Below are 24,399 nucleotides of genomic sequence, written 5' to 3' on the forward strand. Positions count from 1 at the left end.
TTTCCTTTGTGCCCTCGGCGTCTTCCTTATCGATCAATCATCAAGTCGCTCAAGACTCACTTGAGCCTGAAAGCGACGATGCTGCCCTTGTCGGTCTGCACTGCAAAACCCGGCCCGATGTCGATCGGCGCAGTGCGCACGCTGCTGTCGACCCTGGCGCGCGCAACGAAGCTGCCGTCCTCGGCCGACAGGACATGCACGACACCTTCGCGGTCGGCCACCACCACCCAGTCGCCCAACGCCAGCGGCGCGGTCACCAGGCGGCGCGCCAGTTTGTCCTGGCGCCAGCCGGCGCGGCCACTGGTTTTGTCGTAGGCGGTGACGGCGTCCTTGTCGTCGGTGACGTAGACATTGCGCTCGTCCATCGCCACCCCGCTGTTGCTGGAGGTGTCGCGCGTCCACAATGGCGCGCCGTTGCGACGGTCAAAGCAGGCCACGCGGCCCTGGTAGGCGACGGCGCATACCTGCCGCTCGTCCACCACCGGATTGCCCATCACATCAGCCACCCGTTCGAGTTCGGTCGCCCCACGCGGCAGTGCCACCGTGGCCTCCCACAGCTGCGCGCCGTTGCTGGCATCGAGCGCGACCAGCTTGCCGCCGGGGAATCCGACGTAGAGCATGCCGTCGCGCACCACCATGCCGCCCGACCCGCGCAGGCTCAAGGCCGGCAGGTTCCGGGTGTACAGCCACTTGCGGCTGCCGTCCGCCACAGCCAGGCCATGCACGCTGCCATCGCCGGTGCGCGCGATGACGATGTCGGCGACAGCCAGCAACTGCCCCGTCACCTCGCTCGACAGCGTCACCTTCCAGCGCACCTGGCCACTGGCCTGATCCAGCGCCAGCAAATCGCCCTTGCCGCTGCCCGCCAGCACCAGGCCCTGGCCCACGCCGGCGCCGGCGGACAGCTTCACGCCGGCGTCGGTTTTCCACACGGTGTTGCCGGTGGCCACGGCAATGCGCACCACCTGGCTGCCGCCCGCGGCGAAGACGTCGTCGCGGGCGGCGACGGGGTGGAACACATGACCGGCGGTGTTGCCGGTCTCGCCTTTCCAGGCCTCGGTGAGGCTGGCGGACGGTTTGAACTCAACCAGTTCGGCGGGCTTGGCCTTGGCCGGGCCGGAACCGAACCAGCCGCCGACCGTGCTGCACCCCGACAGAGCCAATACCAGGCCGACGACCATCAAGCGCATCTTCATTTGGCTTCTCCTCCCAGTGCGTCGAGCTTCAGTTCGACGATGTTGCGGTAGGGGTTGTCTTCCGCCATTTTGCCGAAGGCCGCCTGATAAGCGGCGCGCGCTTCGGCAGACTTATTTTGTGCCAGCAGCACATCGCCCTTCAGATCATGGAAGCGGAAGGCAAATGCATCGCTGTGGGTGGCGGACAGCGTTTTCAGTGCGGCGTCATATTGCTTCTGGTCGAGCTGCACTCCGGCCAGCCGCAGGCGCGCCAGATCCCTGACCGCAGGCTCCTTGCTGTTGGCCGCCGCCCACTCCAACTGGGCCTGCGCGCTTTTCAGGTCCTTGGCGCCGACGTTCAGCCTGGCCAGCAGCAACGCTGCACGCGGCGCATAGGCGGTGCCCTTGTACTGGTCGATCAGCATCGCCCCGGCCTCGCGCGCCGCCTTGGCGTCGTTGGCCGCCAGCGACTGGGTGAGTTGTTCGTACACGGTTGCGGCTTCCAGGCTTTGCGTCACCACGTGGTTCTGCCAGTAGCGCCAGCCTGCCGCCACAGCAATCACCACGGCGAGGCCGATCATCAACAGATTGCCCCAGCGTTTCCACCAGGCTTTCAGTTCGTCCAGCCGTTCCTGTTCGTCGAGATCGTAGGTTGCCATTGCGTTTATGCCTTTTCAGTTGATGCTTGTTTCAGATATTCGATAGCCAGCGTCACCTCGACGCAGGTCTGCTCGGCCGTTCCGCGCAGCGGTTTCAATGTCACCTGCTGCGCCGCGACCTCGTCGTCGCCGATGATTACCGCATAACGCGCGCGGCTGGCATCGGCCTTTTTCATTTGCGATTTGAAGCTGCCGCCGCCGCAATGCAGCACGGCAGCGAGCCCGGCACTGCGCAGTGCAGTCGCCACCTGCCAGGCATACGCCTGCGCCGCATCGCCAGCGTGGACGATATATGCATCCGACACCGCTGGCGCCAACGGCGTGCCGGCCACCTCCATCAGCGAGAGCAGGCGCTCGATGCCCATGGCGAAACCGGCAGCGGGTGCCGGCTTGCCGCCCAGCTGCTCGATCAGGCCGTCATAGCGCCCGCCGGCGCACACCGTGCCCTGCGCGCCGAGCTGGTCGGTCACCCATTCGAACACGGTGCGGTTGTAGTAGTCGAGCCCGCGCACCAGGCGCGGGTTGAGCTCGAAGGCGATGCCGTTGGCGCGCAGCAGCGCCTGCAGCGTATCGAAGTGCGCCAGCGCCGCCTCATCGAGCTCGTCCATCAGCCTGGGCGCCGCATCGTTCAGCGCCTGCATCGCGGGATTCTTGCTGTCGAGAATGCGCAGCGGATTGCTGTGCAGCCGCCGCTTCGAATCCTCGTCAAGCGCATCCTGATTCGCCTCGAAATAGGCAATCAGCTTGGCGCGGTGGCAATGCCGCGATTCATAGTCGCCCAGGGTGTTGAGCTGCAGCGTCGGCGCAATCCCCAACTCGCGCCAGAGGTCGGCGCACATCACGATCAGTTCGGCATCGACGTCGGGGCCGGCAAACCCCAGCGCCTCGACGCCGACCTGGTGAAACTGCCGGTAGCGCCCCTTCTGCGGCCGCTCGTGGCGGAACATCGGGCCGCTGTACCACAGGCGCTTGCCGCCGTCGTATAACAGGTTGTGCTGGATCACCGCGCGCACCGACGAGGCCGTGCCTTCCGGGCGCAGCGCCAGCGATTCGCCGTTCAGCTCGTCGACAAAGGTGTACATCTCCTTTTCGACGATGTCGGTCACCTCGCCGATGGCGCGCTTGAACAGCCCGGTGTGCTCGAGGATGGGCGTACGCATCTCGCGGTAGCCGTAGCGGCGCAGCCAGTCGCGCACGATCGCCTCGAACGCCTGCCAGGTGTCGGTGGCATCGGGCAGGCAGTCGTTCATGCCGCGCACGGATTGAATGTTGTTGCTCATCTAAAAAATCTCACCACAGAGGCACGGAGAAAACACCATGCGTGATATCCAACCGTTTTTCTCTGTGTCCCAAGGGATACCGTTCCTGCGGAACATATCTCTGTGCCTCTGTGGTTAAGGGTTTTAACGCGCAGCCACGCCATAGCGGGTGCGCACATAGTCTTCGACGATCGCCTGGAAATCCGCGGCAATCCGGTCGCCCTTAAGCGTCACGGTCTTTTCGCCATCGACATACACCGGCGCGACCGGCACTTCGCCGGTGCCGGGCAGCGAGATGCCGATGTTGGCGTGCTTGGATTCGCCGGGGCCATTGACCACGCAGCCCATCACCGCCACCTGCATCGACTCGACGCCGGAATACTGGCTGCGCCACAGCGGCATCTGGTTGCGCAGATAGGTTTCGATATCCTGCGCCAGTTCCTGGAATACGGTCGAAGTGGTGCGGCCACAGCCGGGGCAGGCGGTAACTTGCGGAGTAAATGCGCGCAGGCCCAGCGCCTGCAGGATTTCCTGGCCGACGCGGACTTCCTGGGTACGATCGCCGCCCGGCTCCGGCGTCAGGGAAATTCGGATGGTGTCGCCGATGCCTTCCTGCAACAGCACCGCTAGTGCGGCGGTCGAGGCGACGATGCCCTTCGAGCCCATGCCGGCTTCGGTCAGCCCCAGGTGCAGCGGGTAGTCGCACTGCGCGGCGAGGTCGCGGTACACCGCAATCAGGTCCTGCACCCGGCTCATCTTGCACGAGAGGATGATCTTGTCGCCACCAAGGCCCAGCGCCTCGGCTTTTTTCGCCGATTCCAGCGCGGAGGCCACCATCGCGCGGCGCATCACCACCTCGGCGTCTTCCGGCTGCGCGAGGCGCGCGTTGTCGTCCATCATGCGCACCGCCAGCGCCTGGTCGAGACTGCCCCAGTTGACGCCGATGCGCACCGGCTTGTCGTAGCGGCACGCCACCTCGATCAGGGTCGCGAACTGCTCGTCGCGCTTGTTTCCGCGGCCGATGTTGCCCGGGTTGATGCGCAACTTGGACAGCGCCTCGGCGCATTCCGGCACCTGGGTCAGCAGCTTGTGGCCGTTGAAATGGAAGTCGCCGATCAGCGGCACCCGGCAACCCAGCACGTCAAGGCGTTCGCGTATGCGCGGCACCGCGGCGGCGGCTTCCAGCGTGTTGACGGTGAGGCGCACCAGTTCGGAGCCGGCCTCGGCGAGCGCCTGCACCTGGCGCACCGTACCCGTGATGTCGACGGTATCGGTATTGGTCATCGACTGCACCACCACGGGCGCGTCGCCGCCGACCAGCACATGACCGATCCGCACCTGGCGGGTTGGACGACGGACTATTTTGGACATCATTCTTCCAGGGTGGTTATTCTTCAAGCGTGGCTATTCTTCAAGCGTAAAACGGGCGACCGTCACGGCAATGAAGGGTTTCAAGTCGATGGGACGGCCGTTATACGTCACACGCGCTTGCGATGCGTTGCCGATCACCACCTCGAACGGGGGCTGGCCGTTGACATCGACGCGGCTGCCGGGCGGATTGAGCTGGCGATGCAGCATGCGGCCACTGGCATCCTTGATTTCGACCCAGGCCTCGTCGCCGAATTCGAGATGCAGCACGCCGCTGATCACCGGGGCTTCGAGCGCGCCGGCCTCATCCGGCTCGGGGGCCAAGGGGGTCTCCGTCGCAGGCGCGGCCGACGCAACAGGCACAGGGACAGGGGCAAGCTCAACGACAGCAGGCGCGGGACGGGTTTGCGTAGCGGCCGGCACCCGCTCGCTCGAACTATCCCCCCCCTCGCTGTTGAGCCACCCATACAGCGCAACCGGCGCCACCACCACCACCAGCAGACCCAGCAGCAACAGAATCAGCCAGGGCGAGGTCAACCAGAAATGCGACGGTGGAGGCGCGGCGGGGCTGACCGCAGTGGGCTCGGCCGGCGCGCCTTCCATGCGCGCCAACAGCGCTTCGGGCGCAAGCCCCAGCAGGCGCGCGTAGTTGCGCACAAACCCGCGCGCGAACACGGGCTGACCGAGGCTCTCAAAATCATCCGTCTCCATGGCCTCGACCTGACGCTGCATCAGGCGCAAGCGTGCAGCGACATCTTCCTGCGTCACGCCCTGCGCCTCACGCGACTCGCACAAAATCTGCCCGACCGAGGGTTGGCCGCTCTCGCTCATTCGTATTGCCCGGTCAGCAACAGCCGCGCCTCATTCGAATCGGGGAAGCGCTTACGCAGCTGCAAGCCGTAGGCCGCTTCCTGCGCACGGTCACCCAGCTTGCGTTCAAGCCGCACGCCCAGCCACAGGCTTTCCGCGGTCGGCGGCGCCAGCTCGGCGTGGCGTCCGAGCAGGCGCTGCGTCTCCATCAGCCTGTCCTGGCGAAAATGCAGCCCCGCCAGCTTCAACACGGTGTTGGGGTTGTCGGGCTGCAGCTTGAGCGACTTCAGCAGATTCGCTTCGGCCAGCGCAAGGTCGCCTTTCTTTTCCGCGCACAGGCCGGCATTGGCCATGGCCTGCTCAGGATGGGCATACAGCGGATTGCGCAGGGCCGTGCTGAACTGTTCGAGCCCTTCGTCGTAACGGCCAAGCGTGCAGAGAAACCAGCCGAAATTGGTGCGCGCCTCCGAATCGCTGCGATCCAGTTCGATGGCACGGCGGAAGTTTTCCTCGGCCAGCTTGTCTTCGGCCAGCTCCATGTAGATCAGGCCATAGATGTTGTAGGCCGGGCCAAAGCGGTTGTCGGCGATGATCGCCTTGCGCAGCTCGTCGAGCGCGACCTTGTACTGGGCGCGGGCAAAATAGGCCCCGGCCAGGTCGGTGAAGGCGCGCGCACGCTGACGGCTTTCGCTGTCGACCTGCGTGTTGGCGACACCGCTGCCGCTGTCCATCGGCTGCACCGCGCAACCCGCCAGCATCGCTGCGGCCAGGATGCCTATCCATTTTTTCACGCCGTCTCCTTGTGCATTCGTTTCATTACGCGGCCGCTCTTGTCGGCCACCTTGCCTGCCAGCTGGCCGCAAGCGGCGTCGATATCATCCCCGCGCGTCTTGCGTGTGGTGACCACCAATCCGGCGTCCTGCAGAATCTCGCGGAATACGCGCATCGCCTCGGCACGCGGCTTTTCGTAGCCCGAATCCGGGAACGGATTGAACGGGATGAGGTTGAACTTGCACGGCACCTCGCGCACCAGCTCGATCAGCTGGCGCGCATGCTCGGGCGCATCGTTCACCCCGGCCAGCATCACGTATTCGAAGGTGATGAAATCGCGCGGCGCATGCACCAGATAACGCCGGCACGCCGCCATCAGTTCACGCAGCGGATACTTCTTGTTGATCGGCACGATCTGGTCGCGTAGCGCGTCGCTGGGCGCATGCAGGCTCACTGCCAGCGCCACCGGGCAGCGTTCGGCCAGGCGGTCCATCGCCGGCACCAGGCCCGAGGTCGACACCGTCACCCGCCGCCGCGACAGGCCGTAGGCATGGTCGTCGAGCATGATGCCGAGCGCGGTCACCACATTCTCCAGGTTCGCCAACGGCTCGCCCATGCCCATCATCACCACATTGGTCACCGGACGGTCGGAAATTTCGCCTGTGGTGCGATTGGGCACGCTGTGATTGGGCGCGGTGCGGTTGGGCTCGGTTTTCAGGCTGTGATGTGCCACCCACAACTGGCCGATGATTTCGGCCACCGTCAAGTTGCGGTTAAAGCCCTGGCGCCCGGTCGAGCAGAAGGTGCACTCCAGCGCGCAGCCGACCTGCGACGACACGCACAGGGTGCCGCGATCCGCTTCCGGGATGAAGACGGTTTCGATGCCATTGGCGACACCGACATCGAACAGCCACTTGCGCGTGCCGTCGGTCGAGGTGTGCGCGTAGCTGATCGCCGGCGGCGCCACCACTGCCTGCTGCTGCAGCTTCTCGCGCAGGCTTTTGGCGATGTCGGTCATCTGCGCAAAATCCGCCACCCCGGCCTGATGCACCCAGTGGAACACCTGCCTGGCGCGAAACGGCTTCTCGCCGAGTTCAGCGAACCAGGCAGTCAGTCCTTCGAGGTCGAAATCAAGCAGGTTTTGCGGCATGCGGGTGCGTTTAGCGGCCGGCGTAGACTTCGCAGGCGGGGAAGAAATAGGCGATTTCGATCGCGGCGGTTTCCGGCGCGTCGGAGCCATGCACCGCATTGGCGTCGATGCTCTCGGCGAAATCGGCGCGAATGGTGCCGGCTTCGGCCTTTTTCGGGTCGGTCGCACCCATCAACGCGCGGTTCTTGGCAATGGCGTCTTCGCCTTCCAGCACCTGCAGCACAACCGGGCCGGAAATCATGAACTCGACCAGGTCCTTGAAGAAGGGACGCTCGCGGTGCACACCGTAGAAACCTTCGGCTTCCTGGCGCGACAGGTGCTTCATCCTGGACGCCACCACCTTGAGGCCATTGCTCTCGAAACGGCTGACGATCTTGCCGACCACATTCTTGGCGACGGCATCGGGTTTGATGATGGAAAAGGTACGCTGAACAGCCATGTGTATGCTCCGGACAAAAACAAGAAGAAACGTTTAAAAAACCATGAAAATCAGCCTGCTAGCATAACATGCCCCACCCCGGGCTGTCTTGTTGCACAGCTAGTCCGCGACGCGTGGCAGCAGCCCGGGCTCGCCGGGCAAAGCGAGCAGATCGGCATCGAGGCCGATCCCCGCCGCCCACGCCAGCCGTCCGTTACACCACAGCAAGGGCAGGCGATCGCGATGCCACGGCGGAATGGCGTGTTCCTGCAGCAGATTCTTCAGGCTGCGATGGGGGCCACCGGCATGCAGGCGCAGACGTTCGCCGCCCTGCCGCACTCCCAGTGTGACCTCGCCCGCGGTCAGCGCGTCACGTTTCAGGCCGGCGCCGGTCACCGCCTCCATCTGCACGCAGACCCCGGCGGCCGGCACCCACAGCGACGCCTCGCCCTGCCAGACAACCGGCTGAACCGTGTCGGGCGCCAGTGGCGCGAGATAGGCGCCGCCGCGAAAGCGCCACACCTCCACCGCCCCCAGCCTGACGCGCACCCGCGCATCGGCTTGCGCATCCCGCAACTGATGCAGCGCCTCGTCGAGCCGCCGCGCGCTGGGCATCGGCTGGCCGTGCTGCTCAATAAAATAGCGCAGCAGGTTGCGCGCGCGCGGCGTCGACAGACGCCCCAGCGCGACGCAGTCGAGGCGATCGGCCGCGATGGCCTCCCTCGCGTCGAGCCGCGCCAGATCGTCCAGCAAGTTGGCGGCATCGGCCTGCAGCGCGGCCGCGCGCGCGAGGGTGGCGCCGCTGCCGGGAAAATGCGCGGCGAGCAGCGGCATCACCTGCTGGCGCAGCGCATTGCGGCGGTAGCGGATGTCCCGATTGCTCTCGTCGTCGACCCAGTCCAGGCCATGCGACTGCGCATAATCCTGCAGCGCGGCTCGCGCCACCCCCAGCAGCGGCCGCAGTTGCGCCGGGCGCCAGCCCGAGCGGGATTGCAGCTCGGCCATCGCCGCCAGGCCTTTCGGTCCGGCACCCCGTAGTCCCTGCAACAAAAACGTTTCGGCCTGGTCGTCCCGCTGATGCGCGGTAAGCAGAAAATCCGCGTCCAGCGCGGCAAAGATGCGCTGGCGCTCGCGCCGCGCAGCGGCTTCGATACCAGCCGCATCGTCGCGCGCAATCCGGACCCGGTGAATACTTAATTCAACCGCATGCGATGCGCACAGTCGCGCGCAGAAATCGGCCCAGTCGTCGGCGTGGGGCGACAGGCCGTGGTGCACGTGCACGGCCTGCAGTTCAAACGGATGTTGATCGCGCAGCGCCAAGAGGACGTGCAGCAGGACCACCGAATCGAGCCCGCCCGAGAGTCCAAGCACCAGCCGCGCGTGCGGCGGGACGTGGCGGGCAAGCGCGTCCGCCACGGCAGCGATGACCACCTTATTTGGCAGGAGTTTCCTTGAAGCTGCCATACGCCCGCAGGCGCTGGTAACGCGCCGCCAGCAGCGCATCGAGCGACAGCTTGCGCAACTCGGCCAGGGTGTCGGTGAGCGCGCGGCGCATCGACTGGAACATGGTGTCCCAGTCACGTTGGGCGCCGCCCAGCGGCTCTTCGATGATGCGGTCGACCAGGCCATTGGCCTTCAGGCGGTCGGCGGTGATGCCGAGGGTTTCGGCGGCGACCGAGGCCTTGTCGGCGCTCTTCCACAGGATCGAGGCGCAGCCCTCGGGCGAGATCACCGAATACGTGGAATATTGCAGGATCATCGTGCGGTCGCCCACACCGATGGCCAGCGCGCCGCCTGAGCCGCCTTCGCCGACGATGGAGCAGATAATCGGCGTCTGCAGCTCGGCCATCACATACAGATTGCGCGCAATCGCCTCGGACTGCCCACGCTCCTCGGCACCAATGCCAGGATAGGCGCCGGGGGTGTCGATGAAGGTGAAAATCGGCAGCCTGAATTTTTCCGCCAGGCGCATCAGGCGCAAGGCCTTGCGATAGCCTTCTGGACGCGGCATGCCGAAATTGCGGACAATTTTTTCCTTGGTATCGCGGCCTTTCTGGTGGCCGATCACCATCACCGGCTCGCCGTTGAAGCGTGCCATGCCGCCGACGATCGCCTGATCGTCGGCGTAGGCGCGGTCGCCGTGCAGTTCGGCAAAATCGGTGAACAGCCCCTGCACGTAATCGAGCGTATAAGGCCGCTGCGGATGACGCGCCACCTGCGACACCTGCCAGGCGTTGAGCTTGGCGTAGATGTCACGGGTCAGGGTCTGGCTCTTTTTCTGCAGGCGGCGGATTTCCTCCGAAATATCGAGGGCGGAGTCGTCCTGCACGAAGCGCAGCTCTTCGATCTTGGCTTCAAGCTCGGCGATCGGCTGTTCAAAATCGAGGAAGGTGGTTTTCATCGGTGGTCTTCATCAAGCTGTCGCAGAAAACAGGTTAGCCGGGCATTTTAACAGCCCGCCGCAGTTTGCCGTTCGGATCAGCGCCATGCGCTTCTTAATGATGGTGATGGCCGTGGGCGCCGTGTGCATGGCGATGCTCGACCTCGTCCGCCGTCGCCGCACGCAACTCGGCCACCACACACTGGAAATGCACCGCCTGCCCGGCATAGGGATGGTTGCCGTCGACCACCACCTTGTCTTCTGCAATGTCGGTCACGGTGTAGAGCATTTCCCCGCTGCCGTCGACCGGCGAGCCGACGAACTGCATGCCGATCTCGATGTCGTCGGGGAAACCCTCGCGCGGCTCCAGCCGCACCAGCTCATCTTCGTATTCGCCGAAGGCATCGGCAGGCTGCAGTTTGAGGTCGACCGTATCGCTCACTGCCTTGCCTTCCAGCGCCTCTTCCACCATCGGAAAGATATTGTCGTAACCGCCGTGCAGATAGCTGACCGGCTCCTCGCTTTCTTCCAGCAGCTTGCCCTCCAGGTCACGAACGATGTAGGTAATGGTGACGACGGTGTCTTTGCTGATATTCAATTGAGTTCCCCTTTATTCATTAAAGCAACAAGATGAAGCACTTCCGCCGCGTGGCCGCGACTGGAAACGCCGTACAGGGCGTGACGGATGATGCCCTGTTTGTCGATGATGAAAGTGGCGCGCACCGCGCTTCTGCGCATGATGCCGTCCACTTCCTTGTCCTGCAGCACGCCATAGGCCTCGCTGGTCGCGTGTTCCTTGTCGGCCAGCAAGCGCACGCTGATGCCGTGCTTGTCGCGAAACTCGCCATGCTTGATGCAGTCGTCGCGCGACACCCCGAGCACCGTGGCGCCCAGCTTGGCGAAATCGTTTTCCAGTTCGGAAAACTCGATCGCCTCGGCGGTGCAGCCCGGCGTGTCGTCGCGCACGTAAAAATACAGCACGAGGGTTTTTCCCCGAAACTGGGACAACTCGACGAGTGCCATGTCTGCATCGGGGTTGGAAAAACCCGGCGCGCGATCTCCCGCTTTCAGCATGATGAACGCTACCCTCTATTTTTCGGCAGCATTTTAACAGGGCGCGTCCGCCCACATCGTTATAATTATTTCATGATAACCACCCTGCTTGGCGGCTTGAGCCCCACCCGTTTCCTGCGCGATGTCTGGCACAAGCGCCCGCTGCTGATCCGCAACGCCGTGCCGGGCTTCGCCGGACTGCTCTCGCCCGGCGAGATGCAGCAGCTGGCCGGCCGCGAGGATGTCGAGTCGCGACTGATCCAGGGCAGCGGCACGCACTGGCAGCTCGACCACGGCCCGCTCAAGCGCAGCGACTTCAAGCGCCTGCCGAAAACCGAATGGACGCTGCTGGTGCAATCGCTCAACCATATTCTTCCCGAAGCCGATGCCCTGCTGGCGCGCTTCAACTTCATCCCGCACGCCCGGCTCGATGATTTGATGGTGAGTTACGCCGTGCCGGGCGGCAGCGTGGGGCCGCACTTCGATTCCTACGACGTCTTCCTGCTGCAGGGCCAGGGGCACCGGCGCTGGCAGATCAGCACGCAAGCCGATCTGACCATCCTGGACGACGAGCCGCTGAAAATCCTGCGCTACTTCGAGGCGGAGGAGGAATGGGTGCTCGGCCCCGGCGACATGCTCTACCTGCCGCCGCATGTCGCGCATTACGGCGTCGCCGAAGACGCCTGCACAACCTATTCGATCGGTTTTCGCGCGCCCACCACCGAAGAACTGGCGCATGGCTTCCTGATGCACCTGCAGGACACGCTCAAACCGGAAGGCCGCTACGCCGACCCCGATCTGCGCCTGCAAACCCATCCGGGTGAAATCAGCCGGGCGATGCTGGCGCAAATCGAAGGCATGATCGCCAAAATCAAATGGGGCAAACGCGACATCGCCGAGTTTGCCGGGCGCTATTTGTCCGAGCCCAAGCCGAATGTTTTTTTCGACGCGCCCGACGCCCCGCTCACGCGTGCCGCCTTCAACAAGCAGGCCAGCAAGCGCGGCGTGGCGCTCGATCCGAAATCGCGCCTGCTGTTTGCGGGCGGGCGCTTCTTTATCAACGGCGAGGCGTTCACGCCCGCGGCGGACGAAACTGCCGCGCTGAAGCAACTCGCTGATCAGCGCCGCCTCGCCCCGCCGCTGCCCGCAACGCTGCGCGAGCGCCTGTATGACTGGTACCAAGCCGGTTGGCTGGAGATCGACGCACCATGAGCCGCTTTGAAACCCCCGCCGAATTCCGTGACGCATTCGACGCACTGCTGGCCGGCACGCATCGCCAGCTCCGTGTATACGACCACGATCTGGGCCTGCTGGAGATCGACCACGCGCCGCGTCACGCGGCCCTGCGCGCGCTGTGCGTGGCCGGTGGCGGCCGCCGTATCGAGCTGCTGCTCGACGACATCAGCCTCGTGGCACGCAAGCACCCCCGCCTGATGCAGCTGGTGCGCGACTTCGGCCATGCCCTCGAAATCCGCCAGGCCGACCCCGACGCGCCGCGTCCCGATCAGGCGTTTGTGCTGGCCGACCGCCACGGCGTGCTGCTGCGCGCCGACAAGGCCGCGGTGCATGGCACGCTTCACCTGGACGACGCACGCGATGCCGTGTTGCTGAATCAGCGTTTCGAGGGCATGTGGCAGCGTTCGCCGGCCGGCGTGTCTGCGACAACGCTGGGCTTGTAATGCTTAGAGTTTGCTCAGCCAGTCCAGTTCGGGCTCGCTGAAGCCAGCTGCCCGGCGTGCCGCCAGATTGAACGGCGGCTTCAGCGGCGGCGCGTCATACTCGACCAGCAACTGCCGGAACCTCGTCTCGGGCTCGAGCCCGCGCGCCGCGCACAGCCAGCCGAACCAGTGGCTGCCGATGGCGACGTGGCCGATCTCGTCGCGTTCGATGATGGCGAGAATCTCGACCATGCGCAGGTCATTCGCCGCCCTAAGCTTGTCGACGATCAGCGGCGTGGCATCGAGCCCACGTGCTTCCAGCACGCGCGGCACCAGCGCCATGCGCACCAGCGGGTCGTGTGCGGTTTTCAGCGCCATGTCCCACAGGCCGTTGTGGGCGGGAAAATCGCCGTAGGCATGACCCAGCGTCGCCAGGTGCGTGTTCAGCAGATCGAAATGCAGCGCTTCCTCGTCGGCCACCTTGAGCCAGTCGGCGTAATACGCGACCGGCATGCCGGCAAAGCGGTGGGCGGCGTCGAGCGCCAGGTTGATCGCGTTGAATTCGATATGCGCCAGCGCATGGATGAGCGCGGCGCGGCCGGGCAGCGTATCGGCGCGGCGGCGCGGGACCTTTTGCGGCGGGACCCGTTCGGGTTTTTGCGGCTGACCAGGATGGTCGATCGGCTTGCGCGCAGCCTCGCTGGCGGGATCGACCGCGCCGGCCAGCCAGTCCGCCTGCAGCGTGTGCACGCAGGCCACCTTGGCCGCCGGCTCGCTGGCGCACAAACACTCGGCCAGCCGCTGCGGCAATCGGCTCAGCGCCGGTCCACCCAGCGGATACCCGCCAGCGCGATGCCCAGAAAAACCAGCAGCGGCAGGGTCGACACCAGCGACGCCGGCCAGTTGTTCAACAGGCCCAGGTGGCCGAGCAGGCGGCTCAGCAGATGGAAGCCGAGACCGGCCAGAATGCCGAGGAAAATCATGCCGCTGGTGCCGCCTGCGCGCGGCCCCCGGATGGCGAACGGCATCGCGATCAGCATCATGATCGGGATGACGAAGGGGTTGATGAATTTCGACCACAGCGCGAGTTCGTACCGCGTCGCGTTCTGGCTGTTTTCCTTGAGGTGCGCGATGTAGCGCCAGAGCGTGCGCGCCGACATTTTTTCCGGTGCGACCAGCAGCACGCCGAGGATGTCGGGCGTGAGCACCGACTGCCAGTCCTGGTTTGCGCTGCGCTCGGCGCGAATGCCGTCCGCGTCAAACCGCGTTTCCACCACCTGCTGCAGATCCCAGGCCTGTTGGTTGCCGCGCCAGCTGGCCTGCTCAGCGGCGCGGATCCAGCCCAGCTCGCCCTCGGCGTCGAAGCCGTAAATCTCGATGCCGCGCAGCGTGTTGTCGGGCATCACTTCGCGCACATTGATGAAGGTGCTGCCGTCCTTGACCCACAGGCCGGAGCGGAATTGCTGCGCGACCACTGACTGGGTGGCAGACAGTTTGTAACGCTGCGCCGCCTGCTCCGACCACGGCGCCACGTATTCGCCGAACACCAGCACCAGCAGCGACAGCAGCGTCCCGATGACCGCGAAATACCCGCCCACCCGCCAGTTAGACAGGCCCGACACGCGCATCACCGCGTATTCCGAGTTGCCCACCAGACGCGACAGCGCGAACAGCGTACCGATCAGCGCCGCCACCGGCAGGATTTCGTACAGATGTCCGGGCACGCTGAGCAGCACCACCACGGCAGCCTGCCCGAGCTCATAGTTGTTGCGCCCCAGGCTGCCGAGCTCCTTCATCACGTCGAAAAACGCAAACAGCACCAGCAGCGCCAGCAGGACGAATCCTGACGCCGCCAGCACCTGGCCCGCCAGATAGCGCGCCAGCAGGCTCATGGCCGCCTCCGGCGCGGGGCGTGCTGGTGCGAGCGCAGGTAAAACAGAACGGCCACGGCGAACAGCATCAGCAAATGCGACGCCCCCATCCCGACCCAGGGATTCAGCTTGTCCTGCGCCACCCAGGCCTGCGACAGCGACAGCAGGTTGTTGTAGACGAAATACAGCAGCAACGCGATCATCAGCCCATAGGAGCGGCGCGCCCGCGTGTTGACGAAGCTGAGCGGGATCGCCATGACGGCGAGGATCAGCGCCGAGATCGGCACCCCCACCCGCCACAACAGCTCGGCACGCACCGGCGGCGTGGCGTCAGCCAGCAGTTCCGCCACGGACATCTGGCGAATGCTGATGTGTCTCTCCGCTGCGACCGGATCGAGCCGCATCCAGTAGCGCTCGAACTGCACGATGCGGTAGTCGAGTTGGCCGGGCGTGCCTTCGTAACGTCGCCCGTCCTTGAACACCAGGTAACGCGAGCCGTCTGGCAGCTGGGTATGATCGCCTTCGCGCGCGACCACCAGCCCGAGCTGGCCATCGATGAGCGACCGCATGAACACGTTGCGCACGATGCCGGTCAGCGGGTTGAGCGACTCGACGTAATAGACGCGCTGACCGGCGCCGGATTCGGCAAACAGGCCAGGCGCGATCAGCGCGCTTTCGCTGCGGCTCTTCAACTCCTGGCTGTATTCGCTTTTCTTGGATTGCACCCAGGGATTGAGCACCAGCGTCAGCAACAGGATCACCAGCGAAAACGGCACGGCAAAGGTCAGCACCGGCCGCATCCATTGCGTGAGCGACAGGCCGGCGTTGAACCAGATCACCATTTCGCTATCGCGCCACGCGCGCGACAATGGCAGCAGCACACCGGCAAACAAGGCAATCGTCATCAACACCGGCAGAAAATACAGCAGAGAAAAGCCGAGGAAGACGAATACCGCCTCGTTGGCAAGCTCGCCGCGCGCCACGTCGCCGAGCAGGCGGATGAACAGCACCACCAGCGCAATCGCCACCAGCACCGTGAGCACGGCGCCGGTGGTGAGACCCATCTCGCGGGTCAGCGTGCGGCGGTATAGCATGGGGTCAGCTGGCGCGGCATGCGCAGGATGCGCAGGCATTTTGACAATCAGCCGCGCCTGCGCCAATAATCGCCGCATCGGCGATGCCGATCATCATCACATCGGCAAATTGAATTTTTTTGAGCACAGACATGGAAAACAAAGAAATCGAACTCGAATTTAGCATAAAAAGCGGCGCGCCCGAAAAGCAGCGCGGCGCCTGCGTCGTGGTCGGCGTGTTCGAAAGCCGCAAGCTGTCGGGCCCAGCCATCGACATCGACCGCGCCAGCGACGGTTATCTGTCGGAGATCCTGCGCGGCGGCGACATGGACGGCAAGGCCGGCAGCGTGCTGCTGCTGCACAAAGTGCCCAACATCCTGGCCGACCGCGTGCTGCTGGTCGGCCTCGGCAAGGAGCGCGACTTCCACGAAAAAGCCTACCGCGACGCCATCGCCTGCGCGGTCAGGACCCTGCGCGACACCGGCTCGATAGAAGCGGCCATCACGCTTTCCGAAATCCCGGTGAAGAAGCGCGACGTCACCTGGAACATCGAGCAGGCGGTGATCAGCGCCCACGATGCGCTCTACCGCTTCGACCGCATGAAGAGCAAGCCGGACGAGGCACGCCGCCCGCTCAAGCGCGTCACCTTTGCGGTGTCGCGACGCGGCGAGCTCAAGTTCGGCGACGTCGGCCTGGCGCGCGGGCTGGCCATCGCCCGCGGCATCAGCTTGGCCAAGGACCTGGGCAACACACCATCGAACATCTGCACACCGGAATACCTGGCCGGCGAGGCGAAGAAGGTGGCGAAAGCCCATGGCTTCGGCTGTGAGATTCTCGATTACGCCGCCTGCGACAAGCTCGGCATGGGCTCCTTCCTGTCGGTCGGCAAGGGCAGCGACAAGCCGCCGCGCTTCATCGTGCTGAAGCACCAAGGCGGCAAAAAAGGCGACAAGCCCGTGGTGCTGGTCGGCAAGGCCGTCACCTTCGACGCCGGCGGCATTTCGCTGAAGCCGCCCGCCGAAATGGACGAGATGAACTACGACATGAGCGGCGGCGGCGCGGTCATCGGCGCCTTCCGCGCCATCGGCGAACTGGGGCTGCCACTCAACGTCATTGGCCTGATTCCGGCCTGCGAGAACATGCCCGATGCGAACGCCAACAAGCCGGGCGACATCGTTACCTCGATGTCCGGCCAGACCATCGAAATCCTCAACACCGACGCCGAAGGCCGCCTGATCCTGTGCGACGCACTGACCTACGCCGAGCGCTTCGAACCCGATGCGGTGGTCGATCTGGCGACGCTCACCGGCGCCTGCGTGATTGCGCTGGGCGCGCACCCCAGCGCGCTCTACAGCAACCACGACCCGCTGGCGCGCGAGATCGAGCAAGCCGCCGACCACGCCTGGGACCGCGTCTGGCGCATGCCGCTGTGGGATGACTACCAGGACCAGCTGAAAAGCAGTCTCGCCGACATGGCCAACATCGGCGGCCGCCCGGCCGGGTCGGTCACCGCGGCCTGCTTCCTGTCGCGCTTCGCCAAAAAATACCACTGGGCGCACCTCGACATCGCCGGCACCGCCTGGACGGGCGGCCGCGAGAAGAAAGGCTCGACCGGCCGTCCGGTGTCGCTGCTGGTGCATTTCCTGCTGAACCGCGCCCAAAAGTAAGCGAGCAGACGTGACCGAAATCACCTTCTACACCCATGCCGACGACCCGCTCGACGTCGCCCGTCGTGTTGCCGTCAAGGCGCACGGCCAGGGCAAGCAGGTGATGATTTACGCGCCGGACGCCGCCACCGCCGACGCCATCGACCGCCTGTTGTGGACCTCACCGGCGACGGGCTTCGTGCCGCACTGCCGCGACAGCGACACGCTGGCCGGCGAAACGCCGGTGCTGATCGGCACCCGCGCCGACGCCCTGCGCAGCGCCGACGTGATGATCAATCTGCATCACGAGCAGCCGCCCGCCTTCGCCCGCTTCGAGCGGCTGGTCGAAATCATCGGCCAGGACGAAGCAGGGGTCGAACAGGGACGCGAGCGCTACCGTTTTTACAAGACGCGCGGCTATGCGCTGCAAGCGCACGACCTGCGCCCACCCGCCGGATGAGAAACCGATGAGCGACGGCCCGCTGTTGAGCAAAATGGATGCGCTGCTGAAAAAGCATCGCGGCGGCAACGAGGCCGACGTTGGCCCATCCTCCGGTCACGCGCCCCCTCCCGAACACGCGCCGCCTCCCGACGCCTGGTTGCCGGTGCTGACCAGCGTGATCGAGCGCGGCACACCGCCGCCGGCGGCCGCTCCGTTACCGGCTGTCGAACCCGCGTCCCCGCCACCTGCGGCACCCGCTGCAGAAGCGCCGTCCGAATCCACCGCCGCGACTGCGGCCATCGTGAACGACACCCTGGCCGAGCAGCTGATGAGCGAACTGGCACCGCGCCTGTCCGAGGTGATGGAAAAGCAGGTCGCGGCCGAGTTGCGCAAGAACCTCGACCAGACGGTGGCCACCCTGCTCTCCCAGCTCGACGTCAACGTGCGCGAAATCGTGCGCGACGCCATCGCCGAAAAACTCAAACAGCCGCGCGATCCATCCGCCTGACACAACAGCGCACGTTTCACGCGCTTTTTTTAGGACGTAACCCAGGTTTCTTCGCGACGTGCCCCGGGTTCTTTGGGATAATGCCGCCTTTGCCCGCACGCCATGGAACTCGCCAAATCCTTCGAACCGGCTGACATCGAAAAACGCTGGTACGCCCAATGGGAAAGCGCCGGCTACTTTAAAGCAGGCGATAACGCCGATGCCCCCGCCTACTGCATCATGCTGCCGCCGCCCAACGTCACCGGCACGCTGCACATGGGACACGCCTTCCAGCACACCCTGATGGACGCGCTCACCCGCTATCACCGCATGGCGGGCGACAACACGCTGTGGCAGCCGGGCACCGACCACGCCGGCATCGCGACGCAAATCGTGGTTGAACGCCAGCTCGACGCGCAGGGCGTCTCGCGCCATGACCTCGGCCGCAAAAAATTCCTCGAACAGGTGTGGGACTGGAAAGAACACTCCGGCTCCACCATCACCCAGCAGATGCGCCGGCTGGGCACCAGTCCCGACTGGAGCCGCGAGCGCTTCACCATGGACGAGGGCCTGTCGAAAGCCGTCACCGAAGTGTTCGTGCGGCTGTACCGCGAGGGGCTCATCTACCGTGGCAAGCGGCTGGTAAACTGGGACCCGGTGCTCGGCACCGCGGTGTCCGACCTTGAGGTGGTGAGCACCGAGGAAGATGGCTTCATCTGGGAAATCAACTACCCGCTGGAAGACGGCTCCGGCTTTCTCACCGTCGCCACCACGCGTCCGGAAACCCTGCTCGGCGACACTGCCGTCGCGGTGCATCCGGAGGACGATCGCTACCGCCATCTGATCGGCCAGCAGGTGCGCCTGCCGATCGCCGAGCGCAGCATCCCCGTCATCGCAGATGACTACGTCGACCGCGAATTCGGCACCGGCGTGGTCAAGATCACCCCGGCGCACGACTTCAACGACTGGCAGGTCGGGCAGCGCCACCAGTTAGTGGCGATCAGCGTGCTGACGCTCGACGCCAAAATGAACGAACTGTGCCCCACCGAATACCAGGGGCTGGACCGCTACGACGCGCGCCAGAAGCTGCTCGACGCGCTGCAGGAGAAGGGCCTTCTGGTGTCGGCCAAGCCGCACAAGCTGATGATCCCGCGCGGCGACCGCACCCACGCGGCGATCGAGCCGATGCTCACCGACCAGTGGTTCATGAGCATGGAAGGCCTGGCCCAGCAGGGCCTGGCTGCGGTTGATTCGGGCGAACTGAAATTCGTGCCGGAGAACTGGACCACCACCTACCGCCAGTGGCTGGAAAACATCCAGGACTGGTGCATCTCGCGCCAGCTGTGGTGGGGCCACCGCATCCCCGCGTGGTACGACGCCGACGGCAACTTCTACGTCGCCTACACCGAAGACGAGGCGAAGAAGCAGGCCGGCGGCCGCGAGTTGACGCAGGACAACGACGTGCTCGACACCTGGTTTTCGAGTGCGCTGTGGCCCTTCTCAACGCTGGGCTGGCCGGAGCAGACGCCGGAGCTCGAACGCTTCCTGCCAACCTCGGTGCTGGTCACCGGCTTCGACATCATCTTCTTCTGGGTCGCGCGCATGGTGATGATGTCGCTGCACCTCACCGGTAAGGTGCCGTTCCGCGAGGTGTACGTGACGGGCCTGGTGCGCGACTCCGAAGGTCAGAAGATGAGCAAGTCGAAAGGCAACGTGCTCGACCCGATCGATCTCATCGACGGCATCGCAGTCGACGAACTGGTGACCAAGCGCACCCAGGGCCTGATGAATCCGAAGCAGGCCACCAGCATCGAAAAGCGCACCCGCCGCGAATTCCCCGACGGCATCGCCGCATTCGGCACCGATGCCTTGCGCTTCACCTTCGCCAGCCTCGCCACCCACGGCCGTGACATCAAGTTCGACCTGCAACGCGCCGAGGGCTACCGCAACTTCTGCAACAAGCTGTGGAACGCCACCCGCTTCGCGCTAATGAACCTGGAAGGCCAGGACTGCGGCCAGGACGCCAGCCTGCCGGTGGAATTTTCCGATGCCGACCGCTGGATCGCCGCGCGCCTGCAGCAGGCCGTCGGCGAAGTGCATGAGGCGTTTGCCGCGTATCGCTTCGACCAGGCCGCGCGCGGGATCTACGAATTCGTGTGGGACGAATACTGCGACTGGTATCTGGAACTCGCCAAGGTGCAGCTGAACAACGGCACGCCGAAACAGCAGCGCGCCACCCGCCGCACGCTGGCCAGCGTGCTCGAAACCACACTGCGCCTCGCCCACCCCATCATCCCCTTCATCACCGAAGAGTTGTGGCAGAAGGTGGCGCCGCTCGCCGGCGTCGTCGGCGACAGCATCATGCTCGCCCCCTACCCGCAGAGCGACGAGGCGCAGCGCCACCCCGACAGCGTCGCGCGGATCCAGCTACTGAAGGAACTGGTCAATGCATGCCGCACCCTGCGCGGCGAGATGACCCTGTCGCCTGCCCAGCGCGTGCCGCTGGTGATCGAAGGCGACGCCGGCGTGATCAACGCGCTGGCGCCCTACATCGTCGCGCTGGGAAGGCTCTCCGAGGTCAGCGCCGTGCCCGCGCTGCCCGACGCCGACGCCCCGGTCGCCCTGGTCGGTGACATGCGGATGATGCTGGTGGTTGAAATCGACAAGGACGCGGAGCGCGCCCGCCTGGCCAAGGAAATCACCCGCATCCGGAACGAAATCACCAAGGCCCAGGGCAAGTTGGCCAATGCCAGCTTCGTCGACAGAGCGCCCGCTACCGTGGTGCAGCAGGAGCAGACGCGGCTGGCCGACTTTGCCGCCATGCTGCAGAAACTGGAGGCGCAGCACGCACGGCTGGGCTGATATCGAGTTGCGCAGGCACCACGTCCTGCCTGCCGTAAGCCTCAATCAGACCACAAAGAGAAACGGGACAGTTCAGGTTGTCTCGTTTCCTTTACGCAGATTGAATCGAAACAGTTCCGTCAGATCATCGATCCGGGATTCACCGCTCGAACACCAAGCTTTCCGAACGGGCACCCAGGTCCGCCAACGCGCCGTTGACCGCCTCCATGAAAGGGGGCGGGCCACAGACATAAAAGCGCTGCTTGAAATCCTTGATTTTTTCTTCCAGGAAAGCGCGGCCGACCCGCCGGTTCTCATACCCTGGCGCAGCGGTGCCGGTACAGGTCAGGATGCTGCGTTCCCCCAGCAAATGGTGCAGTTCCTTTTCGCAGATCACGTCAGCCGGGGTCTTGTTGGAAAAGATCAAAGTCTGGCCGCCCGCTTCGCCCGTGCGTGCCAATTCGCGCAGGATGGCCAGAAAGGGCGTGATGCCGGCGCCGCCGGCAATGAACACACCGGGCCCCTGGTAACGGATGGTGCCGAACGGTTCGGACATCAGCAGTTCGGCACCCGGCTCCAACTGGTGAAGCGCCTGGGTGACGCCGGCGTGGTCGGGGTAAGCCTTGATGGTGAACTCGAGCACCCGGTCGGTGGCCAGTCCGGTAGGCGTGAAAGGCCGACCCTGTTCGCGCAGGCCGGGCCGGTCGATCGCCAGTTCCACCCCCTGACCGGGAACGATGGAAAATCCGGATGGCTTGCTGACGATGAAACGCTTCACGTCGTGGGTGACGAACTGGCTCATCAGCAGATTAACGGTGTGGTTCATCGCCCTCCCCCTCCCGTGAAATACGCGCCGGGCGCCCCGCACATCCCGGCTGGGTCATGCATGCGTCGGCGACAAGCGAATTGCCCCGCCCCTGACTGCGCGCGGACAGGCTACTTGACCAAGCTTCAATACTGATCGGCCGCCCAGCCATCCAGAAGGGTGCAGGCTTCCGGCTTGGGGATGGCGGAATCCATCCCCTGCAGCGGCGTCAAGCAGAGGTAGGGATTGCCGTCGCGATCCTTCAGATTACGCAGCGGGAGGTCGCCCACGGTCTCAAAACCGCGCGCGTCCATCAGGATGAACTGATAATCACCCTCGCCGACGCTGACCTCCAGCCCGCCACCGTTGCCCTCGCCGTATTTTTCCCACCAGGTTTCGGGGTTGGCACCGTCATAGTAGGGGGGCGTCGCCCCCAGCCTGTTGCTGCGATGCCAGGAGATGATGGTCGGATCCTTCATCTGGTTCTCCTTCGCGACGTCTTTGGCGAGCAGGCTGGCGGTCTGAAAGCCCTGGTCAGGGCCGTGATAGTCGATATGTACGTTTCTCATGTCGAGAACCTCCTGTGTCACAGTGAATTGAGTCGGACGGCGCTGAATCCAGCGCACGATCTGTACTCTTTGTAGGCCAATGCCAGACAAAAACAATCGGGTATTTCGCGGGTGCAGGTACGTCGCCCATGCTGGGGGAATGCGCGTGGTGGGCGCCGCGTCGCGCACATCAAGGCCTGGCAAAGCGGAAGCGCGCGGTCAAAGCGCCATGACCTCGCCGGCCCGTATCAACCCCTTATACCCATCAAGCGGCCGCAGTTGACAGGAAAAGCGTCTGACAATCTTCAGCCGCAAAAAAACGTGGGCGGTCACCCGCCCACGTTTAATCGACTACCGCCCGATCACTCAGGATTGATGGCGATGCTGGCCGTGACCCCGATGGTGACCAAACATCGCCTCGGCATCGAACACACCTTGCTGCTCGGCGGTCAGCTGGGCATAGAAGGCCTTAGTCGCCTGGCTATGCTCAACCATCTTGGCATGACGCACCTCCGACATGGCAAGCATCTTGTCCAGACGCTGCGGCGTGTTCAGCTTTTCGAACTCGCCTCGCATAGCCTTCCTGTCCATGCCCTGACCCATTCCAGGCTGGCTGACGCGGATAAAGGTGTTCTATGGGCACGTTTGGCAAAAGAACCTTGGATCAATTTCATTGCGATCTCCTTCAGAGATGTTGTCAAAACAACCGGCCCAGAACAGGTACGGCATGAAACGTCTTGATAAGAGGTGATGTACCCTTGGGATGTCGGACACCCGCGAAGACGTAACGAGTTGTATCCGAATGTAACCCGAGCCGCCGGCAAAAACCCGGGCAACGATGCAGGCGGAGGCCTGGGCTCAAAACCATGTGATCAAGGCATCCCATGACGAGCGGGATGGGAGATGCGCTGAAAAAGTCGGAATTCTTTACAGCTGTCGTCATCGGCATGGCAGGATAAATCCATGGTGTTTGTATGCGTCGCTTCTCGGTCAGACCAATTTGGCTGAACCATTTTGAAGGAATGTCTATCGCTTGAATTGCCGTCCGGATGCTGCCCTGAGGTGGACTTCGGTTACGTCGTTCACCACAACGAAACCATCGCCAGCGCCGGTTTTGGCCCGGACTCGATCATGGTGTCCTATAACCTGAGGCTCTACGATGATGCCGCAATGACAAGCCAAGTGGGTACGTGGCATGGTGACTTTTACCTGTACTTCACCGAGACGTTGAATGACGAACCCTGCCTTGGCCCCAATCCTATTGGCACCATTTGCGATGATGCATTCACGTATGCCCTGATCTCGCAGGAATACAGCGGGAATCCACTTTACCAGCCGATCATTACCGGCTTCTATAATGCGCCGCCCCCCGGAGGGGAATTTACGGATACGTTCTATTCCGGTGAAGGGTTGGATCACACGCCAGGATATGTTCGCTTTTCGGTTCCGGAACCGGCCAGCATTGCGCTGATGGGGCTGGGGCTGCTCGGCCTTGGGGTTGCACGTCGCCGCAAGAAAGTGAAGACAGCGTAAGTTCAAGCAACGCCAAAAAACGAAAGGCGGCCATTCAGGTCGCCTTTCGTTTGCGCGGGCAGACATCTGCGCTCTGCCGTGTCGCGGATGATGCTCGTGCTGGCCTGGCCGGCGAGCGGTCACGCAAAGCCCGGGCCAAGGTGGTGCCCTGCCGGCCAACCCTGTCTCCGTTAAAAGACAGGAAATGTCCATCCCTTACAATGAGTTGCTTGTGAAGCCCCGTTTCGTGTCGCCCAGAGGCGACGAAACGAAGGCCGCCCGCCGCCATGGATTACATGCAAGTCAATGAAAAACAAGGGAAATAATCTTCTGGCATGGCGCGTGCTGTAGTGAGGGTGGCTTGTCGAAATGCAAGCCGTCCATCCAAACCTTAATGCACAGAAGGAGTATCGCAAATGAAGCACAATTCCCAGCAGATCCGTACCAAACTTTTGACTGTGATCATGGCCGGT

Annotated in this window: 26 protein-coding genes; 7 read left to right on the forward strand and 19 right to left on the reverse strand. The window is 64.1% G+C overall.

Annotation, left to right across the window (positions count from 1 at the left end):
* Positions 1-56: 56 nt before the first annotated feature.
* From bamB to ABW22_RS01920, 12 genes are all read right to left on the reverse strand, one after another.
* A complete protein-coding gene (bamB, locus tag ABW22_RS01865) occupies positions 57-1,196 on the reverse strand; it encodes an outer membrane protein assembly factor BamB (RefSeq protein WP_059751432.1) in 1,140 nt (379 codons plus the stop codon).
* The gene (locus ABW22_RS01870; RefSeq protein WP_059751434.1) at positions 1,193-1,834 is read right to left on the reverse strand and encodes a YfgM family protein; all 642 of its coding nucleotides are present in this window, start codon (positions 1,832-1,834) and stop codon (positions 1,193-1,195) included. The genes bamB and ABW22_RS01870 overlap by 4 nt, the downstream gene beginning before the upstream one ends.
* A 5-nt stretch (positions 1,835-1,839) precedes the next feature.
* Positions 1,840-3,114 (reverse strand): histidine--tRNA ligase, encoded by a 1,275-nt coding sequence (gene hisS, locus ABW22_RS01875; RefSeq protein ID WP_082708374.1) that lies wholly within the window; start codon positions 3,112-3,114, stop codon positions 1,840-1,842.
* A gap of 123 nt (positions 3,115-3,237) precedes the next feature.
* Positions 3,238-4,467, reverse strand: coding sequence for a flavodoxin-dependent (E)-4-hydroxy-3-methylbut-2-enyl-diphosphate synthase (ispG, locus tag ABW22_RS01880; protein ID WP_059751436.1), 1,230 nt, complete (start codon positions 4,465-4,467; stop codon positions 3,238-3,240).
* Positions 4,468-4,497: 30 nt separating this feature from the next.
* Positions 4,498-5,292 carry a helix-turn-helix domain-containing protein gene (locus ABW22_RS01885; protein WP_059751438.1) on the reverse strand — a complete coding sequence of 265 codons (795 nt, stop codon included), beginning with the start codon at positions 5,290-5,292 and terminating at the stop codon, positions 4,498-4,500.
* Positions 5,289-6,062 (reverse strand): type IV pilus biogenesis/stability protein PilW, encoded by a 774-nt coding sequence (pilW, locus tag ABW22_RS01890; protein WP_059751440.1) that lies wholly within the window; start codon positions 6,060-6,062, stop codon positions 5,289-5,291. Before pilW ends, ABW22_RS01885 begins: the two co-directional genes overlap by 4 nt.
* Positions 6,059-7,192 carry a 23S rRNA (adenine(2503)-C(2))-methyltransferase RlmN gene (rlmN, locus tag ABW22_RS01895; RefSeq protein WP_059751442.1) on the reverse strand — a complete coding sequence of 378 codons (1,134 nt, stop codon included), beginning with the start codon at positions 7,190-7,192 and terminating at the stop codon, positions 6,059-6,061. The genes pilW and rlmN overlap by 4 nt, the downstream gene beginning before the upstream one ends.
* A 10-nt stretch (positions 7,193-7,202) precedes the next feature.
* On the reverse strand, positions 7,203-7,631 hold the full coding sequence (gene ndk, locus ABW22_RS01900; protein ID WP_059751444.1) for a nucleoside-diphosphate kinase: 429 nt from the start codon (positions 7,629-7,631) through the stop codon (positions 7,203-7,205).
* Between the two features lie 99 nt (positions 7,632-7,730).
* Positions 7,731-9,041 (reverse strand): tRNA lysidine(34) synthetase TilS, encoded by a 1,311-nt coding sequence (gene tilS, locus ABW22_RS01905; RefSeq protein ID WP_237763196.1) that lies wholly within the window; start codon positions 9,039-9,041, stop codon positions 7,731-7,733.
* Position 9,042: 1 nt separating this feature from the next.
* Positions 9,043-10,011: an acetyl-CoA carboxylase carboxyltransferase subunit alpha gene (locus ABW22_RS01910; RefSeq protein WP_059751446.1), complete on the reverse strand. Its 969-nt coding sequence runs from the start codon at positions 10,009-10,011 to the stop codon at positions 9,043-9,045.
* Positions 10,012-10,105: 94 nt separating this feature from the next.
* Positions 10,106-10,588, reverse strand: coding sequence for an FKBP-type peptidyl-prolyl cis-trans isomerase (locus ABW22_RS01915; RefSeq protein ID WP_059751448.1), 483 nt, complete (start codon positions 10,586-10,588; stop codon positions 10,106-10,108).
* The gene (locus tag ABW22_RS01920; protein ID WP_059751450.1) at positions 10,585-11,064 is read right to left on the reverse strand and encodes a peroxiredoxin; all 480 of its coding nucleotides are present in this window, start codon (positions 11,062-11,064) and stop codon (positions 10,585-10,587) included. The genes ABW22_RS01915 and ABW22_RS01920 overlap by 4 nt, the downstream gene beginning before the upstream one ends.
* 72 nt (positions 11,065-11,136) lie before the next feature.
* Between ABW22_RS01920 and ABW22_RS01925 the strand changes: the two genes are divergently transcribed.
* Both ABW22_RS01925 and ABW22_RS01930 read left to right on the forward strand, forming a co-directional pair.
* Complete coding sequence (locus ABW22_RS01925) at positions 11,137-12,255, forward strand: cupin domain-containing protein (protein WP_059751452.1); 1,119 nt, start codon at positions 11,137-11,139, stop codon at positions 12,253-12,255.
* Positions 12,252-12,722, forward strand: coding sequence for a hypothetical protein (locus ABW22_RS01930; RefSeq protein WP_059751454.1), 471 nt, complete (start codon positions 12,252-12,254; stop codon positions 12,720-12,722). The genes ABW22_RS01925 and ABW22_RS01930 overlap by 4 nt, the downstream gene beginning before the upstream one ends.
* 3 nt (positions 12,723-12,725) lie before the next feature.
* Here ABW22_RS01930 and ABW22_RS01935 read toward each other — a convergent pair whose 3' ends face one another.
* From ABW22_RS01935 to ABW22_RS18225, 4 genes are read right to left on the reverse strand one after another with little or no spacing between them, the layout of a single operon-like run.
* Positions 12,726-13,511 carry a ferritin-like domain-containing protein gene (locus ABW22_RS01935; protein WP_059751456.1) on the reverse strand — a complete coding sequence of 262 codons (786 nt, stop codon included), beginning with the start codon at positions 13,509-13,511 and terminating at the stop codon, positions 12,726-12,728.
* A gap of 5 nt (positions 13,512-13,516) precedes the next feature.
* Positions 13,517-14,593 carry an LPS export ABC transporter permease LptG gene (gene lptG, locus ABW22_RS01940; RefSeq protein ID WP_059751458.1) on the reverse strand — a complete coding sequence of 359 codons (1,077 nt, stop codon included), beginning with the start codon at positions 14,591-14,593 and terminating at the stop codon, positions 13,517-13,519.
* Positions 14,590-15,666 (reverse strand): LPS export ABC transporter permease LptF, encoded by a 1,077-nt coding sequence (gene lptF / locus ABW22_RS01945; protein ID WP_059751495.1) that lies wholly within the window; start codon positions 15,664-15,666, stop codon positions 14,590-14,592. Before lptF ends, lptG begins: the two co-directional genes overlap by 4 nt.
* Positions 15,667-15,670: 4 nt before the next feature.
* Positions 15,671-15,799 (reverse strand): hypothetical protein, encoded by a 129-nt coding sequence (locus ABW22_RS18225; protein WP_269083887.1) that lies wholly within the window; start codon positions 15,797-15,799, stop codon positions 15,671-15,673.
* Between ABW22_RS18225 and ABW22_RS01950 the strand changes: the two genes are divergently transcribed.
* The 4 genes from ABW22_RS01950 (at position 15,798) to ABW22_RS01965 (ending at position 21,082) form a co-directional block, all read left to right on the forward strand.
* Positions 15,798-17,312: a leucyl aminopeptidase gene (locus ABW22_RS01950; RefSeq protein ID WP_059751461.1), complete on the forward strand. Its 1,515-nt coding sequence runs from the start codon at positions 15,798-15,800 to the stop codon at positions 17,310-17,312. The genes ABW22_RS18225 and ABW22_RS01950 overlap by 2 nt on opposite strands.
* Positions 17,313-17,322: 10 nt before the next feature.
* Positions 17,323-17,751 (forward strand): DNA polymerase III subunit chi, encoded by a 429-nt coding sequence (locus ABW22_RS01955; RefSeq protein ID WP_059751463.1) that lies wholly within the window; start codon positions 17,323-17,325, stop codon positions 17,749-17,751.
* 7 nt (positions 17,752-17,758) lie between these two features.
* Positions 17,759-18,241 (forward strand): hypothetical protein, encoded by a 483-nt coding sequence (locus ABW22_RS01960; RefSeq protein WP_059751465.1) that lies wholly within the window; start codon positions 17,759-17,761, stop codon positions 18,239-18,241.
* Positions 18,242-18,343: 102 nt separating this feature from the next.
* Positions 18,344-21,082: a valine--tRNA ligase gene (locus tag ABW22_RS01965; RefSeq protein WP_059751468.1), complete on the forward strand. Its 2,739-nt coding sequence runs from the start codon at positions 18,344-18,346 to the stop codon at positions 21,080-21,082.
* A gap of 139 nt (positions 21,083-21,221) precedes the next feature.
* Here the strand turns inward: ABW22_RS01965 and ABW22_RS01970 are convergent, their stop codons facing one another.
* From ABW22_RS01970 to ABW22_RS18380, 3 genes are all read right to left on the reverse strand, one after another.
* A complete protein-coding gene (locus ABW22_RS01970; RefSeq protein ID WP_059751470.1) occupies positions 21,222-21,887 on the reverse strand; it encodes an FAD-binding oxidoreductase in 666 nt (221 codons plus the stop codon).
* 125 nt (positions 21,888-22,012) lie between these two features.
* On the reverse strand, positions 22,013-22,435 hold the full coding sequence (locus tag ABW22_RS01975) for an AF1514 family protein (protein ID WP_059751473.1): 423 nt from the start codon (positions 22,433-22,435) through the stop codon (positions 22,013-22,015).
* A 345-nt stretch (positions 22,436-22,780) separates the two neighbouring features.
* Complete coding sequence (locus ABW22_RS18380) at positions 22,781-23,017, reverse strand: Spy/CpxP family protein refolding chaperone (RefSeq protein ID WP_082708375.1); 237 nt, start codon at positions 23,015-23,017, stop codon at positions 22,781-22,783.
* Positions 23,018-23,476: 459 nt separating this feature from the next.
* Here ABW22_RS18380 and ABW22_RS17785 point away from each other — a divergent pair, with 459 nt between their 5' ends.
* Complete coding sequence (locus ABW22_RS17785) at positions 23,477-23,947, forward strand: PEP-CTERM sorting domain-containing protein (RefSeq protein ID WP_059751477.1); 471 nt, start codon at positions 23,477-23,479, stop codon at positions 23,945-23,947.
* Positions 23,948-24,399: the final 452 nt, after the last annotated feature.

Origin of the sequence: Thiobacillus denitrificans, from assembly GCF_001530125.1 — a bacterium.
Lineage (GTDB): Bacteria > Pseudomonadota > Gammaproteobacteria > Burkholderiales > Thiobacillaceae > Thiobacillus > Thiobacillus denitrificans_C.

Coding starts and splice junctions, on each gene's coding strand:
- ABW22_RS01930 (WP_059751454.1), top strand. CDS start 12,252: ATGAGCCGCTTTGAAACCCCCGCCGAATTCCGTGACGCATTCGACGCA.
- ABW22_RS01920 (WP_059751450.1), bottom strand. CDS start 11,064: ATGCTGAAAGCGGGAGATCGCGCGCCGGGTTTTTCCAACCCCGATGCA.
- rlmN (WP_059751442.1), bottom strand. CDS start 7,192: ATGCCGCAAAACCTGCTTGATTTCGACCTCGAAGGACTGACTGCCTGG.
- lptG (WP_059751458.1), bottom strand. CDS start 14,593: ATGAGCCTGCTGGCGCGCTATCTGGCGGGCCAGGTGCTGGCGGCGTCA.
- ABW22_RS01960 (WP_059751465.1), top strand. CDS start 17,759: ATGAGCGACGGCCCGCTGTTGAGCAAAATGGATGCGCTGCTGAAAAAG.
- lptF (WP_059751495.1), bottom strand. CDS start 15,666: ATGCTATACCGCCGCACGCTGACCCGCGAGATGGGTCTCACCACCGGC.
- ABW22_RS01885 (WP_059751438.1), bottom strand. CDS start 5,292: ATGAGCGAGAGCGGCCAACCCTCGGTCGGGCAGATTTTGTGCGAGTCG.
- hisS (WP_082708374.1), bottom strand. CDS start 3,114: ATGAGCAACAACATTCAATCCGTGCGCGGCATGAACGACTGCCTGCCC.
- ispG (WP_059751436.1), bottom strand. CDS start 4,467: ATGATGTCCAAAATAGTCCGTCGTCCAACCCGCCAGGTGCGGATCGGT.
- bamB (WP_059751432.1), bottom strand. CDS start 1,196: ATGAAGATGCGCTTGATGGTCGTCGGCCTGGTATTGGCTCTGTCGGGG.
- ABW22_RS18380 (WP_082708375.1), bottom strand. CDS start 23,017: ATGGGTCAGGGCATGGACAGGAAGGCTATGCGAGGCGAGTTCGAAAAG.
- ABW22_RS01975 (WP_059751473.1), bottom strand. CDS start 22,435: ATGAGAAACGTACATATCGACTATCACGGCCCTGACCAGGGCTTTCAG.
- ABW22_RS01965 (WP_059751468.1), top strand. CDS start 18,344: ATGGAACTCGCCAAATCCTTCGAACCGGCTGACATCGAAAAACGCTGG.
- ABW22_RS01870 (WP_059751434.1), bottom strand. CDS start 1,834: ATGGCAACCTACGATCTCGACGAACAGGAACGGCTGGACGAACTGAAA.
- ABW22_RS01950 (WP_059751461.1), top strand. CDS start 15,798: ATGGAAAACAAAGAAATCGAACTCGAATTTAGCATAAAAAGCGGCGCG.
- ABW22_RS01910 (WP_059751446.1), bottom strand. CDS start 10,011: ATGAAAACCACCTTCCTCGATTTTGAACAGCCGATCGCCGAGCTTGAA.
- ABW22_RS18225 (WP_269083887.1), bottom strand. CDS start 15,799: ATGTCTGTGCTCAAAAAAATTCAATTTGCCGATGTGATGATGATCGGC.
- ABW22_RS01970 (WP_059751470.1), bottom strand. CDS start 21,887: ATGAACCACACCGTTAATCTGCTGATGAGCCAGTTCGTCACCCACGAC.
- ndk (WP_059751444.1), bottom strand. CDS start 7,631: ATGGCTGTTCAGCGTACCTTTTCCATCATCAAACCCGATGCCGTCGCC.
- ABW22_RS01925 (WP_059751452.1), top strand. CDS start 11,137: ATGATAACCACCCTGCTTGGCGGCTTGAGCCCCACCCGTTTCCTGCGC.